Genomic DNA, 18033 nt, shown 5'->3' with positions numbered 1-18033 from the left:
CTATCGACTAAGTACGTAAATAATATGACACCTGTATTAATAAACAACTAAAACACGATGATTTGGTTATTTTTTTACGATATAGGGTAATGTCGTAAAAAATATTCGTTGATAACAGCAAATAGCTTTACATGACGGAGAAATAAATGTAATTTTATTACAACTTTGTAAATTGAATACACTATCTATAGGTGCTTTATGACTATTCGCGTAGCTATTAACGGATTTGGCCGTATCGGACGTAACGTTCTTCGTGCGTTATATGAATCAGAAAAAATTATGACCTTAAAATCGTTGCAATAAACGATCTTGGCGATGCCAGCATCAATGCTCACCTTTTGAAATATGACACGGCACACGGCCGTTTTAATGCTCAAGTTGAAGTGGCAGATGACTCTATTGTTGTTAACGGTGACGTGATAAGCGTGACGTCTGAACGCAACCCTGCTGACTTGCCTTGGGCAGAGCAAGAAATTGATGTTGTTTTTGAATGTACGGGTATTTTCCAGTCTAAAGAAGCAGCAAGTGCGCATTTAGATGCCGGTGCTAAAAAGTTATCATTTCAGCTCCGGCTAAAAATGTTGACGCGACTATCGTTTACGGCGTAAACGAAGACACGATTACGAGTGACATGACTGTTATTTCAAATGCGTCTTGTACAACGAACTGTCTCGCACCATTTGCTAAGATCTTAAATGACGAATTTGGTATCGAGTCTGGGCTTATGAATACAATTCATGCTTATACCAATGACCAACGTTTGAGCGATGTATATCACACTGATTTGCGTCGTGCTCGTGCAGCGGCAATGTCTATGATCCCAACTAAAACAGGCGCTGCAGCGGCTGTTGGTCTAGTGGTTCCAGAACTAGCTGGTAAAGTTGACGGTTTAGCGGTTCGTGTTCCAACAATTAATGTTTCGTTAGTTGATTTAACATTCATCTCTAAAACAGACGTAACAGCAGAACAAGTTAACGACGCTATCCGAAACGCTGTTGCAAAAGGCGGTTCATTAGCGGAAGTATTAGCAGTGAACGACGAACCTCTCGTTTCTGTTGACTTCAATCACATTGCATACTCTTCAAACTTTGACGCGACTGAAACCCGAGTAATTGGTCGATTGGTTAAAGTTATGAGCTGGTACGACAACGAATGGGGTTTCTCAAACCGCATGTTAGATAATGCAGTTCAGTTAATGACTGCAAAATAATTTTTCTGAATTAAGAAACATTATTGTATAAGATTGTAAAAGGTGGCCTTAGCCACCTTTTTTTGTTTTCAATTTTGGTGAATAAATGAATAACCCGTATATTAAGTTGGTAAAAAATAAAGACGCTTCGGATATATTTGATTTGGTACACCCGCGATTTACTGCCCAGATCAGTAAATTTGGAGGGCACTTATTAGCGTTTAAACCAACCAATCAAGAACAATGGCTGTGGTTATCTACCAGTGCTAAACTAGATGGTTCAAAGCCTATAAGAGGTGGTGTACCGCTTTGTTGGCCTTGGTTTGGTCCGGCAACGGGCGAATTTGAAGGCGAACCGCAACATGGTTATATCAGAAGTCTTGATTGGGAATTGATTCTCGTTGAAGGTGACGATAAAGCGTTAACCGTTAGATTATCCCCTATTATGCCGAGTGAACTTAAAGAAAGACTAGGTTTAGACGTATTTGTTGAATATAAATTTTCCAATAAATTAAAAATAAGCTTAGTTACGACAAACGTCAGTGAAACGCCACGTCCCCTTTCTCAAGCAATTCATACTTATTTTAGAGTGGACGATATCCATAACACTGAGATCATAGGGTTAGATAACTGCCAATTTGTAGACAAACTGACTAAAGAGTCAAAGCAACAAGTCTCAGATATTAAAATAGATCAGTCAGTAGACAGAGTATACGTCACGGATCAGCCTGATTTGTCCTGTAAGACGAATACGACGACTAGATTAATCAGTGGCGCGGGTCACGACTCTATCGTTGTCTGGAACCCTTGGAAAGAATTGGCCAAAGATATACCTGACTTTGACGACAACGGATATTTAAATATGGTGTGTATTGAAATGGCCAACACTCAAGGGTTTATATTAGCATCATGAAAAACCCATAAGTTAAAACAAAACATTCGGTAGATTAAGCTTAGTACGGGTAATTTAAAAACTTGCAAACACTAAAAATTAAAACGAAAAAAGCCTACATAAAGTAGGCTTTTTAAATTCTAAGACGAAGTTGTCTTTACCGATTACTATTTACCAGCAACTGCCGTCGCCGCTAATTTAGTGATCTCACCCCAACGTTTTTCTTTAACGATATTGTCTGGACACAACCATGAACCACCACAACACATTACATTGCTAAGTGCTAAGTAGTCCTGGTAATTACTAGGGTTGATGCCACCAGTTGGGCAAAAACGTACCGCAGGGAAAGGTCCGCCAATTGATTTTAATGATTGCACACCACCAGACGCTTCCGCTGGGAAGAATTTAAAGTGTGAATAGCCTTTATCTAGACCAACCATTAATTCAGAAATTGAGGCGATACTCTGGGATTAATGCAATAGAACCCGCATTACCTGCATCTAATAACTCAGGCGTTAATCCTGGGCTAATAGCAAATTTTGCACCAGCGTCTGTCACTTGCTTAAGTTGTGCTGCATTAGTTACTGTACCCGCGCCAATAATGGCTTCTGGCACATTGTCTGCAATTGCTTTAATCACGTCTAGGGCAGCCGGTGTACGAAGCGTAACTTCGAGAACACGGATCCCGCCGGCGATTAACGCTTCAGCGATCGGTACTGCATCTTCTACATTTTCTATTACTAAAACTGGAACAACTGGCCCAGCAGCAAATACTTCAGAAGAATCCATTAACCAATTACGTTCTGCCATATTTTATCCTTTTCACTTTCAATTCGAGCCACTCTAATAAGGTGGCAAATACGTTAAGAACTCAATTAAAGTTCTTGTTTCAAATACGCTGCACAGCCAATCAAACCAGGTTGATCTTCTGTAACAATATAAACAGGAATAGTTTCAACTAGCTTACTAAAGCGCCCTTTTGTATCAAAACGGCTTCTAAAATCACTATTTTTCACATATTCAATAAATCGTGGAACAATACCGCCCGCGATATAAACACCACCAAACGTTACGAGTGTTAATGCTAAATTACCGCCGAAACTGCCCAATATACGACAAAATATCTGCAATGATTTTATTGCCAATTCATCGGTTTCTTCTAATGCGCTTGTACTGACATAAGCTGGATCAACGTTTGAAACAGCAAGACCCTGTGCAGATTGCAACGACTGATAAATCTGAACTAATCCCAAACCAGATAACAACTGCTCGGCCGATACGCGTGCGTACTTTTTCTGCAATTCTTTCAAGATAGTGATTTCGTCCGCATCTATTGGTGCAAAATCGACATGTCCACCTTCACTAAGGCAAAGGTATCCATTTTTCGCCGCTATGGACTAAGTTTGCTACACCCAGTCCCGTACCTGCGCCATAAATTGCAATCGGCTTATTGGGCTGTGCTTCACCGCCGCCTATCTGAACTTTTTTATCAGCACTGATATGTGGAACCGACATCGCTATCGCAGTAAAGTCATTAATAATAATGAGTTTTTGAATCCAAATTGCGCTTTAATCGCTTTTTGTGAAAACGACCAGTGGTTATTTGTAAGACTAACCTGATCGCCCACCACAGCAGTGGCGACATCAATACAGGCAAACTCAATTTTGCAGTCAGTTTCAGCAAAATATTGGCTAATCGCGGCATCAATATTGTCAAAATCGGCACATTGATACGTTTTAATTAATGACAGTGAATAATCTTCTAAATTCGCCACAGCTAATCGAATATTAGTACCACCGACATCAGCAACTAAAGCTTGAATTGTCATTACTATTCCTTTTTAAGCTTCGTGAAATACGCAGCTAGCGCCTTCTTCTGGCGTCGTCATTACTTGACGTAAACCATTAAATAACTCACGACCCATAGCTTCACGTTCTTCTTTAAGATCTTTTATGAATGGTTGACGTTGAGCCAATTCTTCATCAGATACATGTACGCGGATAATGTTCTCATCGGCGTTTAATTCAATAATGTCACCATCTTGGATTTTGGCAATTAATCCACCATCTAACGCTTCTGGGTACAAATGAATCGCCGCAGGTACTTTACCTGATGCACCAGACATACGACCGTCGGTTACTAGCGCAACATTAAAGCCTTTGTCCTGTAACACACCTAAAGGTGGCGTTAGTTTATGTAATTCAGGCATACCAACCGCTCTTGGGCCTTGATAACGAACAACAACAACACAATCTTTGTCGAGTTCGCCTGCTTTAAATGCGCCGTCTAAATCGTGCTGGCTTTCAAATACAACTGCAGGTGCTTTCACTTTCGTTTTACCGGCACGTAATGACGATGTTTTAATAACCGCACGACCTAAGTTACCTTCTAGTACACATAAACCGCCGTCAGCTTTAAATGGTTTTTCAACTGTTGCAATTACGTCGTCATCAAGTGACTTCGTAGGGCCGTCAATCCATTCAAGTTCGCCGTTACGAACAACTGGCTCTTTAGTGTAAATTTCTAAGCCTTCACCACAAATAGTCTTAACATCGTTATGAATTAATCCACCGTTTAGAAGTTCTCTAAATAACAAAGCCATACCGCCAGCAGCTTGGAAGTGATTGATATCAGCTTGGCCATTTGGATAGATTTTTGTAAGAAGTGGCGTGGCTGAAGATAACGCGTCAAAATCGTCCCAATTAACGATAATGCCAGCCGCTTTCGCCATCGCTACTAAATGCATAGTGTGGTTCGTTGAACCACCCGTTGCCAATAACGCCACAATGCCGTTAACCACTGACTTTTCATCAACGATGTGACCAATTGGACGATATTCAGTGCCAAGGTCAGTTATACGTGTTGCTTGAATTGCCGCAGCTTCTGTTAATTTTTCACGAAGTTCAGTACCTGGATTTACAAATGATGAACCTAGTAAATGCAGTCCCATCACTTCGACAACCAATTGGTTTGAGTTAGCAGTTCCGTAGAACGTACAAGTACCCGCAGAGTGATAAGATTTTGATTCAGATTCTAATAACTCGTCACGACCTACTTTACCTTCAGCGTAAAGTTGGCGTACACGTGCTTTTTCTTTATTTGGAATACCAGATTCCATTGGCCCTGCTGGGATAAAGATAAATGGCAGGTGGCCAAATGTTAATGCTGACATAACGAGGCCTAGGACAATCTTGTCACAAATCCCCATCATCACAGCACCATCAAACATATTGTGAGACAAACCGATTGCGGCACTCATCGCGATAACATCACGACTCATTAAGCTTAAATCCATACCAGGTTGACCCTGAGTAACACCGTCACACATGGCTGGTACACCACCTGCAAATTGTGCTACAGAACCAACTTTTTGTACCGCAGCTCTAATTTTGTCTGGGTAAACTTCATAAGGTTGGTGGGCCGATAACATGTCGTTGTACGACGAAATAATACCGATATTGGCTTTTGTAAGTGCCGTTAGGTCCTTTTTCTCTTCAGTGCTGCACGCGGCAAAGCCGTGAGCTAAGTTGCCGCATGACAAGATGCCACGATGTGGACCTTTCAAGCGGGCTTTTTCTATTTTAGCAAGATAAGCTTTACGGCTATCTCGACTGCGTTCGATAATTCTGTCTGTTACTTCTTGAATAACTGGATTCATGTTTTTTCTCCCTTGTTAAATCAATCTATTTAGTTGTCGCTAACATCACCGACATTGGTACATCAGATTGATTTAAGAATGCTTTTATTGGTGCTTTTTAATGTCGTTAATTCCTATAACTTCATTAAGCACCGTTTCTTTACTCTCACCGACTAAATGCAGATAAATCTGCTTTGAGTTTAGCAACGCAGACAAAGTAAATGTCATACGTTGGTGAGGTGCTGTTGTTGGCTGAGTCGCCATGATCATTTGTTGTGTTGTTAGCGCTTCATCTAATTGTTCACAACATGGAAAGATAGACGCTGTATGTCCGTCTTCACCCATGCCTAAAATAACAACATCAAACGGTTTTTTTAACGATGCTAGATTAGTAGTTACGGTCGAGACTGCTGCAAACGCATCTTCATGTTCGGTTTTCATACCGTAAAACTTAGCCGAAGCGGCTTTATTAATTAACAGTGCTTCATACGCCATTTTTTCATTTGACGCACTGTCATCAGTATTAACCCAACGGTCATCAACTAAAGCGATATCCACTTTGGACCAATCAATGTCAATTTCGCTAAGTTTGGCAAACATAGGTCGCGGTGTACTGCCACCCGATACCAATAAACTTGCGCGACCATCTTGGTCGATTCCCGCCTGTAGCTTGGCCGCTATTTCTGGTGCAAAAACGTCATTTAATTCAGCAGACGTTTGAAATTTTCTAAGTTCTGCTTTCATTATTCGTCCCATTCTCTTTCGTCACGAGCCAACATTGCAATAGATGCAACAGGACCCCAAGAACCGGCCGCATAAGGGCGAGGTGGCTCATTTGAGCCTTTCCATGCATCTAAAATTCCGTCAACCCAACTCCATGCAGCTTCAACTTCGTCGCGGCGCACAAAGAGTGATTGATTACCTAACATGGCTTCTAAAATTAAACGTTCATAGGCATCTGCAATACGTTCATTTTTAAACGTATCAGAGAAACTTAAATCAAGTTTGGTATTTTGAAGTTCCATTGTTTCGCCCAGACCAGGGACTTTATTAAGTAAGTGTATTTCAACACCTTCATCTGGTTGCAGACGAATAAGCAACTTGTTTGCAGGCAACGACTTATACGTATCTTTAAAGATGTTGTGAGGCAAGTCTTTAAAGTGAACAACAATTTCGGTACCTTTGCTGGCCATACGTTTACCTGTTCTGAGGTAAAATGGCACGCCCGCCCAACGCCAGTTGTCGATGTCGACACGAATTGACGCAAACGTTTCTGTAGTACTTTGGGTATTCGCCCCTTCTTCTTCCAAGTAACCCGGTGCTGATTTACCTTCAACAAAACCAGAAGTGTATTGTCCGCGAACGGTTTTTTCTTGGTAATTGTTTGAGTCAATTGGACGAAGTGCGCGTAATACTTTTAATTTCTCATCACGAATACTGTCAGCACTAATATCTACTGGCGGTTCCATCGCTAACAATGACAAAATTTGCAATAAATGGTTTTGAACCATGTCTCGCATTTGGCCGGCGTCATCGTAATAGCCCCAACGACCTTCTACACCAACAACTTCTGCAACGGTGATTTGAACATGATCAATACATTCATGATCCCAATTGTTGGTAAAAATCGCATTCGCGAATCGCAATACTAAAAGGTTAAGAACCGTTTCTTTACCTAAATAGTGGTCAATACGATAGATTTGTGACTCTTTAAAATATTCAGCAATTTTATCATTAATTACTTTAGACGATTCTAAACAGTGACCAATCGGTTTTTCTACAACCACACGAGTATCGTCTACGACCAATCCAGCAGCATTAAGACCACTACAAATGTCACCAAAAATTGACGGTGGTGTAGAGAAGTAATTCACCATAGTGCGGTTTTCTAAATCGACAACTTCACACAGTGCTTTATATTGCTCTGGTGATTTCATATCAATTTGACAATAATTTAGACGGGCGACAAATCGAGTTTTCGCTTCCTCATCTACACCTTCTTTAACAAATCGCTCTAAACTAGTTGTCACCAGCTCGATATATTCTTCTGTTGTCATTTCGTTGCGCGCAACACCCGTAATACGAGTATCAGCAGCTAACAGTCCGGCAACCTCTAATTGGTATAATGATGGTATTAATTTTCGGCGTGCAAGGTCACCCTTGGTACCAAAAAGTACTAAATCACATGGCTTGTGGCTCAATTTTTGTGCCATTAGATTCTCCGTTTATTGTAATTTTAGGTCAATTTGTAATTAAACTACATGTTCGCAATGCTAACTAACTAATATAGCCCATGTAAACCGTAATTTTGTAATTTTTTACATTTCCAGTAAACTTTTGACGAATAATGTTGTTTTTAATTAGTAATTACTTTCTAATGCGATACATAAGATTAGGTAATCAACAACAGTTACTACTGACAATTGATAAAGCTTATATTAGTCAAAGCTATTTGTTTTGAGACAATATATTACCTTTGCAACGTTGTGAGTACGAGGGCTTTTAATGAATATTCTTGAGAAAATAAACTTACAGATAACTACGTTCAGTAAATCGGAAAGAAAAGTGGCTGAAGTCATTATCGATAATCCTGAGCAGGCAATTCATTCGTCAATTGCAACATTAGCGAAAATTGCCGATGTGAGTGAACCTACTGTTAACCGCTTTTGTCGTCGATTAGACACCAAAGGTTTCCCAGATTTTAAATTGCATTTGGCGCAAGGCCTAGCAAACGGTACACCGTATGTTAATCGTCATGTTGATGAAGGTGATGGCCCTGAAGAATATACGTCGAAAATATTCGAATCGACTATGGCTTCATTAAATACAGCCAGAAAGAGCATTGATATTTCTCAAATTAATCGCTCTGTAGATATTTTAACTCAGGCGAAAAAATAAGCTTTTTTGGCTTAGGTGCATCCGCTTCTGTGGCACAGGATGCATTAAATAAATTTTTCCGTTTTAATGTACCAATAAATTGTTTTGAAGACATTGTTATGCAGCGCATGAGTTGCATGAACTGCACAGAGGGAGATGTTGTCGTTTTATTCTCTCATACCGGTCGAACAAAACCGCTCGTCGAAATTGCAGAAATAGCGCGCCAAAATGATGCAACCGTTATTGGAGTTACTGCTAAAGACAGCCCTTTGGCTCAAGAGTGTAATATTTGTTTAAGTCCAGATGTTCCTGAAGATACAGACCTATATATGCCGATGGCGTCTCGAATAGCCCATTTGGTTATTGTCGATATATTAGCAACGGGATTTACCCTTCGCAGGGGACCAAAGTTTAGAGACAACTTAAAGAAAGTTAAAGATTCACTTCGGTCATCACGCTTCGAAAAGAAAGAAACTTTCAATTAATTTTTTGAAAATATGAATAAAAGGCGATGAATATCGCCTTTTTTGCATTTATTTAGTTACTTTTATTCATATCCGACCATTATCCCCTTGTAATTTTTTTAAATCTTTCAAAATGTAATTTAATTACAGTTTTCCTACTCAATCATATTGGAGTTTCCCGAATGGCTAACGCACTGCGAAGAACCAAAATTGTCTCAACACTTGGTCCAGCAACCGATAAAGAAGGCGTACTAGAAAAAATAATTGCGGCCGGCGTAAATACCGTACGTATGAACTTCTCGCATGGGTCTGCAGAAGACCATATTGAACGCGCAAATAAAGTTCGTGCAATCGCTGCTAAATTAAATACGTATGTTGCAATTTTGGGTGACCTTCAAGGTCCAAAAATCCGAGTAGCTCGATTTAAAGATACTAAAATCCACTTAGCAGTAGGCGACAAATTTATCCTTGACGCTGCTCTAGGCCGTGATGAAGGCGACCAACATCAAGTTGGTATTGACTACAAAGAGCTTCCAAACGACGTTAAACCATAGGTGATTTATTATTATTAGATGACGGTCGAGTTCAACTCGTCGTTGAAAGCATCGAAGGTACTAAGGTTCTTACTGAAGTTACGGTTGCCGGGCCATTATCTAATAATAAAGGCATAAACAGAAAAGGTGGTGGTCTAACGGCCCCTGCTCTAACTGAAAAAGATAAAGAAGATATTTTGACAGCAGCTAAGATTGACGTTGAATATCTTGCTGTTTCATTTCCACGTAATGGCGAAGATTTACACTACGCTCGTAAACTCGCTCACGAAGCTGGTTTTAAACCACGTATCGTAGCTAAAGTTGAGCGTGCAGAAACGGTAGCAACTGATGAAGCAATTGATGACATCATTTTAGCGTCTGACGTAATCATGGTTGCCCGTGGTGACTTAGGTGTAGAAATTGGCGACGCAGAATTAGTCGGTGTTCAGAAAAACTTATCGCTCGTTCACGTCAATTAAATAAAGCCGTAATCACAGCAACTCAAATGATGGAAAGCATGATTTCGAGCCCAATGCCGACACGTGCTGAAGTTATGGACGTATCAAACGCCGTTTTAGATGGTACCGATGCCGTAATGTTATCTGCTGAAACAGCCGCTGGTGATTTCCCGTTAGAAACGGTTCAAGCAATGGCAAACGTTTGTGTTGGAGCTGAAAAACACCCAAGCGTACTTAGTTCAAAACACCGCCTTGATATTCAGTTTGACAATATCTCTGAAACAATTGCGATGGCAACGATGTATGCAGCTAACCACATGACTGGCATAAAGGCGATTATAGCATTGACTGAATCTGGCGGTATGGCTCGTTTGTTATCACGTATTTCATCTGGCCTTCCAATCTATGCATTATCTCGTCATCAAAAAACGTTAAACCTTTGTGCACTATACCGTGGTGTATATCCGTTTTCGTTTGATACCACACAGTATGCCGTTGAAGACGGACGTGAAGCATTAAACTCGCTAAAAGCTGCAGGCAAGTTAAATGACGGTGACTTGGTTATGGTTACTCATGGCGACAAAATGGAAACAATTGGCGCAACAAATACAATGAAGTTAATGATTGTTTAATTTTGAAAAAGCGAATAAATACAAATAATATTTATTGCCCTCAAGATTGTTCAACGCAAATAAAAAACCCGGTTAGCTAACCGGGTTTTTTATCGTCTAAAGCTAAGAACAAACATAGACGTTCGTTCTTAGCTATCGGAACTAATAGAAGTTTTTCTTAAACTCGATGCCCCAAACAGCAGGTTCGTTAACTACACCTGTATTGTTGTTAAAGTCGATACCCGCTTTTAAGTTATCTTCATCTGTAATGTTACGACCAAATACAGCAATTTCGAAATCCATGTCATAATTGATATAACCAGCACGTAAGCCTAATTCAAACTGACCGTCGGTAACATGCTCTTTGGTTTCATAAATGAAGAGGTTGGTTTTACCTTGGTACGCATAGTCACCATAGAAAAACACTTCGCCCTCATTCCCCATAGGAACTGTATAACGACCAGTTGCTGTAAATATAGACTCTGGTGCATTAGGGAATGGATTACCATGAACAATGGCACCACCGTTTTCAGGATCAATTTCGTCTGTAGGTGTACACGCACCTGAACCACATGTTGCAATTCTTAACGACTTATCTTTGAGTTCTGTCTTATTTAATGAATAACCCGCAGTAACAACTAAATTTTCCGTTACGCGATATTCCGCATCGACTTCAAACCCTTGTCCCGTGCCTTGTCCAGCATTTGTTAAACCAATGTTATTTCCATTGCCACCCACTGCCGTTAACTGAATGTCGTCAATAGTATATTGAAAAACAGCACCGTTTAAACGCAAGGTATTGTCGATTAAATCTGATTTAAAACCCGCTTCATAAGACATAATTGTCTCAGCTTTAGCGGTAGACGGCATACCTTCAAATGCGATGTCGCGGCCTTGGATAGACTGTGCTCTGAAACCGTTAGAAATTCTGGCATATAGGCTCACGTCTTCACTTACTCTATAGTTTGCCATGCCTTCCCAACTCCATTGACCATCCGATACTGAAACGTCGTCATAGTCCTGTATAGACGCTGCACCAATAATTACGGCAAAACCATCTTCGTTTTGTTTACCAACAGAAAGGGATTTTTTATCTTTGGTATAACGCAAGCCACCAATTACTGATAATTCATCAGATAATTGATACGTGGTTTGGCCAAATACCGCCCAAGTTGTATTTTCGTGGAAGACTTCAGTTGCGCCAAAAAAGCCATCAATACTCGTTACGCTAAATGAAGAATCAAAAAAGTACACACCAGTTTGCCAAGACAACGGGTTCGTTGTATTACTGCTAAAACGAATTTCTTGAGTAAATTGCTCTAAGTCTTTCAATTGATCTTCAGTAATCGCATCAAAAGGAATAAATCCAGGATACGAAATTAGGTCATTGTTAAAATCATCTTGGTATTCAACGTAATCAATATCACTAGGCGTCGAACCATCGGCATTACGTAAGACACCACCATCGATATCTCCTAAGCTTCGACCATCCGCCATTTCCATAGCGGTTATCGAAGTAAGCGTAATCGCTCCTAAATCATAGGTTACGTTAACGCTCCAGCCAGAATTATCATATTCCTGTGGATTGTTATCACCTTTATCGTAATACACTTTGTCACGGTCGTAATTGCTGTTTAAGCCCGACTTACCTTGAGTCAGTACGTTGGCTCTAAATATAGAAGAAGTCCCTTCTAGAGTTCGTGTGTGGTAGTTAAACAAAATATCTAATGCATCTGTTGGGTTGTATCCAACTTGGAGACGGACCGCTTGGTCAGAGTGACCACCCATAGCGTCTTTTTCGCCAGTGAAACCGTTTTCGATCCAATCATCTTTAGATTGATTTAACACAGATAAGCGCGCTGTTAGGTCTTCAGTTAAGCCACCGCCAACTGCGCCCTCAAAATTTTGTAGTCCATAGCTACCCACGCCGGCTCTTACATAAGCTTCAAAATCGTCTGTTGGCTTACGGCTTGTAAATTTAATGATACCGGCCGTCGTATTACGTCCAAATAACGTCCCCTGCGGGCCACGGATCACTTCAACTTGGTCGACGTCAAATAATGGGAAACTTTTTAATACTACATTTTCCATTACTACGTCATCCATAATAATAGAAACTGGCTGAGAGGCAGCTAAATCAAAATCGGTGTTACCAAGTCCACGCATATAAAAACGTGGCGCTACACGGCCGTTTGATGACTCAGCGTATAACCCTAGTACTTTTGTAGCAAGTGCTAAAACGTCATCGCCTGAAGAAAACATATTTTCAAATTTTTCGCCTGACAAGGTCGCTATTGACACCGGCACATCTTGAATAGATTGAGTGCGTTTTAGCGCTGTAACTGTAATGCGCTCTAGTTTGCCGTCGTCTTCAGCCTTTTTATCCGCAGCTAAAGCAATATTTGAAGCTGTACTTAAAAGTGCTATTTGCACAATATTAGCTATTGTTGCTTTCTTAAATAGTTTCATGTCTATTCCGTAGTTATTGTTGAAGTGTGTCTTGATTTTAGATTTTAATAAATTAGTAATACATAAAAGTTATGTTAACAAGTGCATTGTCCTAGAATTTGAATAATATTTCGATACTTTTTATAAAATGACTAATTTTAGTCTTTATTTGGTCGAATCTAGGTTCAACTATTGCAACTCTGATTTTTCCACTTATTATCCTCCACTAGAAAAATAAAACATAATATTTGGAGTATTTTGGTGGAATTCGATTGGTTACGAAGTGTTTTCGGGATCGCCACATTATTAGCGATTGCAGTTCTGTTTTCAGCAAACCGCAAGGTTATTAGTAAGCGAACCACCATTTGTGCGTTTTTACTGCAGTTTGGTTTGGGTGCAATGGTTCTTTATTGGGAGCCTGGAAAAGACATTCTTATGGCAGTTTCGAGCACATTAAACAATGTGTTTAGTTATGCAGAAGACGGCATTCTCTTTTTGTTCGGTGAACAAATTGGTGGCAAGAGTCTTGGCTTTATCTTTGCTGTTCATATTCTTCCGGTCATTGTCTTTTTTAGCTCGTTAATAGCGGTGCTTTATTATTTAGGTGTGATGGGTAAAGCAGTCAGTATTATTGGTGGGGGTTACGTTATGTCACTCGAACCAGTAAACCTGAGTCCATGTGTGCCGCCGCAAATATTGTCGTTGGACAAGCCGAAGCTCCACTGGTTGTAAAACCATTTTTAAAAACAATGACTCGATCAGAATTGTTTGCCGTAATGGTAGGCGGTATGGCGACAGTCGCTGGTGCAATAATCGCTGGTTTATCCGGTATTGGTATCGAACTTAAATATCTCATTGCCGCAAGCTTTATGGCCGCTCCCGGTGGTTTACTTATGGCTAAGATCATGATGCCAGAAACGGAAGTGCCTAAAAACGATATAGAAGAGCTTAATTTAACGTCGAGTAACCATGTTAATGTTATTGACGCAGCAGCCGATGGCGCCGCTGAAGGTATGAAGTTTGCGCTGAGTATTGGCGCAATGTTAATGGCTTTTATCGCGTTGATAAGCTTATTAAATGGAATTTTAGGCGCGGTTGGCGGACTATTTGATTTTGATGAACTTACGTTGCAACTCATCCTTGGTTACTTGTTTGCACCTATTGCTTTTATTTTAGGTATTCCTTGGTCTGAAGCACACATTGCTGGAAGCTTCTTGGGTCAAAAACTTGTATTAAACGAGTTTGTTGCTTACTTAGATTTTATCAAACATAAAGAACAATTAAGCGAAATTACTCAAGTTATAATCACGTTTGGCCTCTGCGGATTTGCTAACTTATCTTCAATCGCAATATTAATTGGTGGTATTGGCAGTATGGCGCCAGAAAGACGACACGACCTCGCAGAACTTGGCTTAAAAGCGGTAATGGCAGCAACATTAGCAAATCTATTAAGTGCGGCTATTGCAGGACTATTTGTGACGTTATAGCGAGTAAAATTGAGTTTGCACTAAATTTTAGGCAAAAAAATACGGGATGTTTTTGGCATCCCGTATTTTATTGTTTACAAATTGGCTTACCTAAGTGGTAAATCCATATCTGCGAACATCTTATCAACTTCTTCTTGGTTTCTTAATAAACAGGCTCTTTCTACAACATCACGTGTTAAGTGTGGCGCAAATCGTTCAATAAATTCATACATATAAGTACGTAAGAAACTGCCCTTGCGGAACCCAATCTTAGTTGTTGACGCTTCAAATATGTGTCCAGCATCAATTGCGACTAAATCACTATCATCGTCATCGATTGCCATGGTCGCGACAACACCTACTCCTAGCCCCATTCTCACATAAGTCTTTATGACATCTGCATCGGTAGCGGTGAATACGATTTTAGGTTCGAGCCCTTTATTAGCAAACGCTTTATCCAATTCAGAACGGCCAGTAAAACCAAATACATAAGTTACTAGTGAAAATTGAGCGATATCTTCAATTGTCACACGCTCAGTTTTTAACGCCAGAGGGTGATCTTTTTCACGACAATCGAGCGATTCCAGTGATAACAAGGCAACATAACCAAATCGTTATATAAATGCAGTGCTTCTGTTGCAATTGCAAAATCGGCCTCTCCTTTTGCAGCAGCATCACTAATTTGTGACGGCGTACCTTGATGCATATGCAAAGACACTTTTGGGAACCTCGCCATAAACCCTTTGATAACTTCAGGCAAAGCGTAACGCGCTTGAGTATGGGTTGTTGCAACATTCAACTTACCTTGATCAGGTAAGGTGTGCTCACGCGCAACTGACTTTATACTGTCCACTTTACTCAAGATATCATGCGCAATATCAATTATTTCTTTACCGGCTGGTGTCACATGAGTTAAATGCTTACCACTGCGACCAAATATTTGAATACCAAGCTCATCTTCTAACATACGAACTTGTTTGCTGATCCTGGCTGAGAGGTATAGAGGCTTTCTGCCGTTGCTGAAACATTTAAATTATGGTTTTCTACTTCGACGATGTAACGTAATTGCTGTAATTTCATTTGAATTGTTGCTTATTTGGCCTTCGTTATTCGAAAAATATATACATATTCGTTAATTTATTCCATAAAGAATTGCATTTTTTATAAAAACTTCATTTTTATGCACTTTTTAGGAATAAGAACGCAATATTTGCAACAAAAATCACATAACGATAGTAAAATTGATGGAATAAAATTACCAAAGACCTATCATCAAAGTGCAATAATTAAGGTAACGTTTGTTTAAACAACTAAAAGAGAATTACGATAAATGACTATCGCGGATCCAAATGCACCTCTTCAACAAACTCGTACAATTGAATTTTCAACGGTATTAGCATCATCGGTTCACGATATGAAAAACAGTCTTTGTTTGCTCATTCAATCAATAGAAAACTTAAGTAATAAGTTAGAGCAGAAAGGCGCAGAAGAAGCACAAGAACTCGCTGGGATCCACTACGAAGCCTCTAGATTAAATTCAAATTTATTACAAATCCTAGCTTTATACCGTGAAGATTGTGACACATTACCGCTGAATATAGACGAATATTACCTTGATGAGATACTCGAAGAACTTGTCGCAAAAAATGAATTGTATATCGATAACCGAAAACTAAACATCGAGTTTGAAATAGAAGATGAGCTGGTACTTAGTATTTTGACAATGAACTAGTTGCCAATTTACTTAATGACGTTTTTGTAAATGCGATGCGTTACTGTAAAACTTCAATTAAAGTAAAAGCTTTTCAGCAAGGTGAAACATTAATTGTAAAAATATTAGATGATGGTGCTGGTTATCCTGAAAATATGCTAGATAAACTAATGCCGACACCGAGTACATTCAATATGACTATGAGCCGCACTGGATTGGGCCTTTATTTTGCCCAACTTATTGCTTCTAAACATATTCAAGATGGAAATGTAGGCAAAATACAACTGGAAAACGGTGGGGAATTAGACGGCAGTGTATTCACATTAACACTACCTTAATGCCCAATTATTGTTTACTATGAACAATGAAATTAGATAGTAATCTATATATCTTCGATTAATTATTATAGAAACAGAGGAAGCGGTATGCTATTTGCGATCATAGTCGCGCTAATTATAGGGCTTGTCATTATTGCGGTTGTAGCGAATACAATGCAACAACAAAAAGACAAACTTGAAGCTGAGAAGCGACAAGAGATGGCTAAATATAGAGCAATCATAGAAGAAACCGACGAAACGATAATGAATGAGGTTGGTGTACCAATTTCCAATGAAGGTTATTCTATACTTTATCGCCGAGTGCATCATGCTTTAACAGGGATGAATGAAACTAACCCCGGTCAAAAGGATGTTGTAGCACGGATACAAAGTATCAAAGAGAAAATCACAGCTGGAGATTTTCCAAGTGCGGAGGTTTCAAATACGGAATTACCTGACAATGAAAAACTTCTGATTGCGTTGATCCAAGGTATTAAAAAATACCGCACGATCCTTCGGTCTGAACATGGTAAAGGGCGTATACCTAGCAATTTGTTCATGCAAGAAGACAAAAAAATTGAAAAATTACAGCTCAAAATAAATGTCGAATCTCAGATTAAGCGAGGAAAACTTGCAATTACTAATGGCTTGACAGGTTCTGCTAGACAATATTTTGAAAAAGCACTTGCCACATTGGAAGCTCAACCCTACTCAGACGACTATATTGTTGCTCGTAAGAAAAATGTAACTGAACGCTTAGAGCTGATTGCTTCTGATTTGAAGTCGGCTAACGCAAAAGCGGTGAAGAAAAAAATTGAAGACGAAAAAGATGATTTAGACGAGTTATTCGCCCCTAAGAAAAAGTGGTAATACCGTAATCTATAGATTGTGGGTTTATAAATAACACACCTCAGAGGAGCAGGTCTAGCCTGCTTTTTTATGCCTAATACAAATATCAAAAGCAACTTATTGATGGGAACAACATTCAAACCCGTAAATCGCTTTTACCGTTCCTTCAAATTAAATGTTAGTTGCCATCAATCTGACCTTGTTGCTGTCAGTTATAATGGAGACAAAATCATAGGAGCTGGATTAATACGCTGTTATTTACCGACAAACAAAGGTATTAACATTAAAATTAGGTCTGAAGCGCAGTCTTGCCAAAGTAATGACCACCCCGAATTAGGTCAATTTGTATTAAGAAGCCTTTTTGTGGACCCAGAGCATCGACATTACGGAATCGCCAAACAGATATTAACTTTATTGTGTAATAAAAGTGACGCTAGGTTACTGCTTAGTTGCCCAAATGAACTAACATCACTTTACCAACCGTTTGGCTTTAGGGTGCAAAGTGCTCCCGATAATAAAACCCCTAACGTACTAATAAAAGAGCATAAAAAAGGCCTGACACTTATGTGCAGGCCTTGAT

General features: G+C 39.6%; 10 protein-coding genes and 7 pseudogenes. 9 read left to right on the top strand and 8 right to left on the bottom strand.

What is annotated here, in order from left to right; translation table 11 throughout:
- The first annotated feature begins 198 nt into the window (after positions 1–198).
- Both gap and PN838_RS01680 read left to right on the top strand, forming a co-directional pair.
- Positions 199–1210, top strand: a pseudogene (gene gap, locus PN838_RS01685) (type I glyceraldehyde-3-phosphate dehydrogenase).
- An 85-nt stretch (positions 1211–1295) separates the two neighbouring features.
- Positions 1296–2102 carry a D-hexose-6-phosphate mutarotase gene (locus PN838_RS01680; RefSeq protein ID WP_272179577.1) on the top strand — a complete coding sequence of 269 codons (807 nt, stop codon included), beginning with the start codon at positions 1296–1298 and terminating at the stop codon, positions 2100–2102.
- Between the two features lie 146 nt (positions 2103–2248).
- Here PN838_RS01680 and PN838_RS01675 read toward each other — a convergent pair.
- The 6 genes and pseudogenes from PN838_RS01675 to zwf all read right to left on the bottom strand — a co-directional run bounded on the left by PN838_RS01675 (position 2249) and on the right by zwf (position 7932).
- Positions 2249–2891 (bottom strand): annotated as a pseudogene (locus PN838_RS01675) (bifunctional 4-hydroxy-2-oxoglutarate aldolase/2-dehydro-3-deoxy-phosphogluconate aldolase).
- A 65-nt stretch (positions 2892–2956) separates the two neighbouring features.
- Positions 2957–3391, bottom strand: coding sequence for a glucokinase (locus PN838_RS01670; protein WP_272179576.1), 435 nt, complete (start codon positions 3389–3391; stop codon positions 2957–2959).
- A gap of 52 nt (positions 3392–3443) precedes the next feature.
- Positions 3444–3910 (bottom strand): annotated as a pseudogene (locus tag PN838_RS01665) (glucokinase).
- Positions 3911–3922: 12 nt separating this feature from the next.
- The gene (edd, locus tag PN838_RS01660; protein WP_272179575.1) at positions 3923–5740 is read right to left on the bottom strand and encodes a phosphogluconate dehydratase; all 1818 of its coding nucleotides are present in this window, start codon (positions 5738–5740) and stop codon (positions 3923–3925) included.
- Positions 5741–5824: 84 nt separating this feature from the next.
- Positions 5825–6463, bottom strand: coding sequence for a 6-phosphogluconolactonase (gene pgl / locus PN838_RS01655; RefSeq protein WP_370660996.1), 639 nt, complete (start codon positions 6461–6463; stop codon positions 5825–5827).
- On the bottom strand, positions 6463–7932 hold the full coding sequence (gene zwf, locus PN838_RS01650) for a glucose-6-phosphate dehydrogenase (protein WP_215962823.1): 1470 nt from the start codon (positions 7930–7932) through the stop codon (positions 6463–6465). Before zwf ends, pgl begins: the two co-directional genes overlap by 1 nt.
- A gap of 292 nt (positions 7933–8224) precedes the next feature.
- Between zwf and PN838_RS01645 the strand changes: the two are divergent.
- Positions 8225–9081 (top strand): annotated as a pseudogene (locus PN838_RS01645) (MurR/RpiR family transcriptional regulator).
- Between the two features lie 161 nt (positions 9082–9242).
- Positions 9243–10683: pseudogene (gene pyk, locus PN838_RS01640) on the top strand (pyruvate kinase).
- 141 nt (positions 10684–10824) lie between these two features.
- Here pyk and PN838_RS01635 read toward each other — a convergent pair.
- Positions 10825–13131 carry a TonB-dependent receptor gene (locus PN838_RS01635; RefSeq protein ID WP_272179574.1) on the bottom strand — a complete coding sequence of 769 codons (2307 nt, stop codon included), beginning with the start codon at positions 13129–13131 and terminating at the stop codon, positions 10825–10827.
- A 240-nt stretch (positions 13132–13371) separates the two neighbouring features.
- Here PN838_RS01635 and PN838_RS01630 point away from each other — a divergent pair.
- Positions 13372–14597, top strand: a pseudogene (locus PN838_RS01630) (NupC/NupG family nucleoside CNT transporter).
- Positions 14598–14683: 86 nt separating this feature from the next.
- Here PN838_RS01630 and cysB read toward each other — a convergent pair.
- Positions 14684–15656 (bottom strand): annotated as a pseudogene (cysB, locus tag PN838_RS01625) (HTH-type transcriptional regulator CysB).
- A 250-nt stretch (positions 15657–15906) separates the two neighbouring features.
- On the opposite strand from cysB, the gene PN838_RS01620 reads away from it, so the two are divergent.
- From PN838_RS01620 to PN838_RS01605, 4 genes are all read left to right on the top strand, one after another.
- On the top strand, positions 15907–16308 hold the full coding sequence (locus tag PN838_RS01620) for an ATP-binding protein (protein WP_272179573.1): 402 nt from the start codon (positions 15907–15909) through the stop codon (positions 16306–16308).
- 35 nt (positions 16309–16343) lie between these two features.
- A complete protein-coding gene (locus tag PN838_RS01615) occupies positions 16344–16625 on the top strand; it encodes an ATP-binding protein (RefSeq protein WP_272179572.1) in 282 nt (93 codons plus the stop codon).
- Between the two features lie 87 nt (positions 16626–16712).
- Entirely contained in the window at positions 16713–17474 is a 762-nt protein-coding gene (locus PN838_RS01610; RefSeq protein WP_215962816.1) for a hypothetical protein, read from the top strand.
- A gap of 69 nt (positions 17475–17543) precedes the next feature.
- Entirely contained in the window at positions 17544–18032 is a 489-nt protein-coding gene (locus tag PN838_RS01605; protein WP_272179571.1) for a GNAT family N-acetyltransferase, read from the top strand.
- The last annotated feature ends 1 nt before the right edge of the window (position 18033 follow it).

The organism is Psychrosphaera algicola, from assembly GCF_028401425.1.
Taxonomy (GTDB): Bacteria; Pseudomonadota; Gammaproteobacteria; order Enterobacterales; family Alteromonadaceae; genus Psychrosphaera; species Psychrosphaera algicola.
The sequence above is the reverse complement of the archived record's forward strand: the minus strand, read 5'-3'. Positions and strand labels throughout refer to the sequence as shown.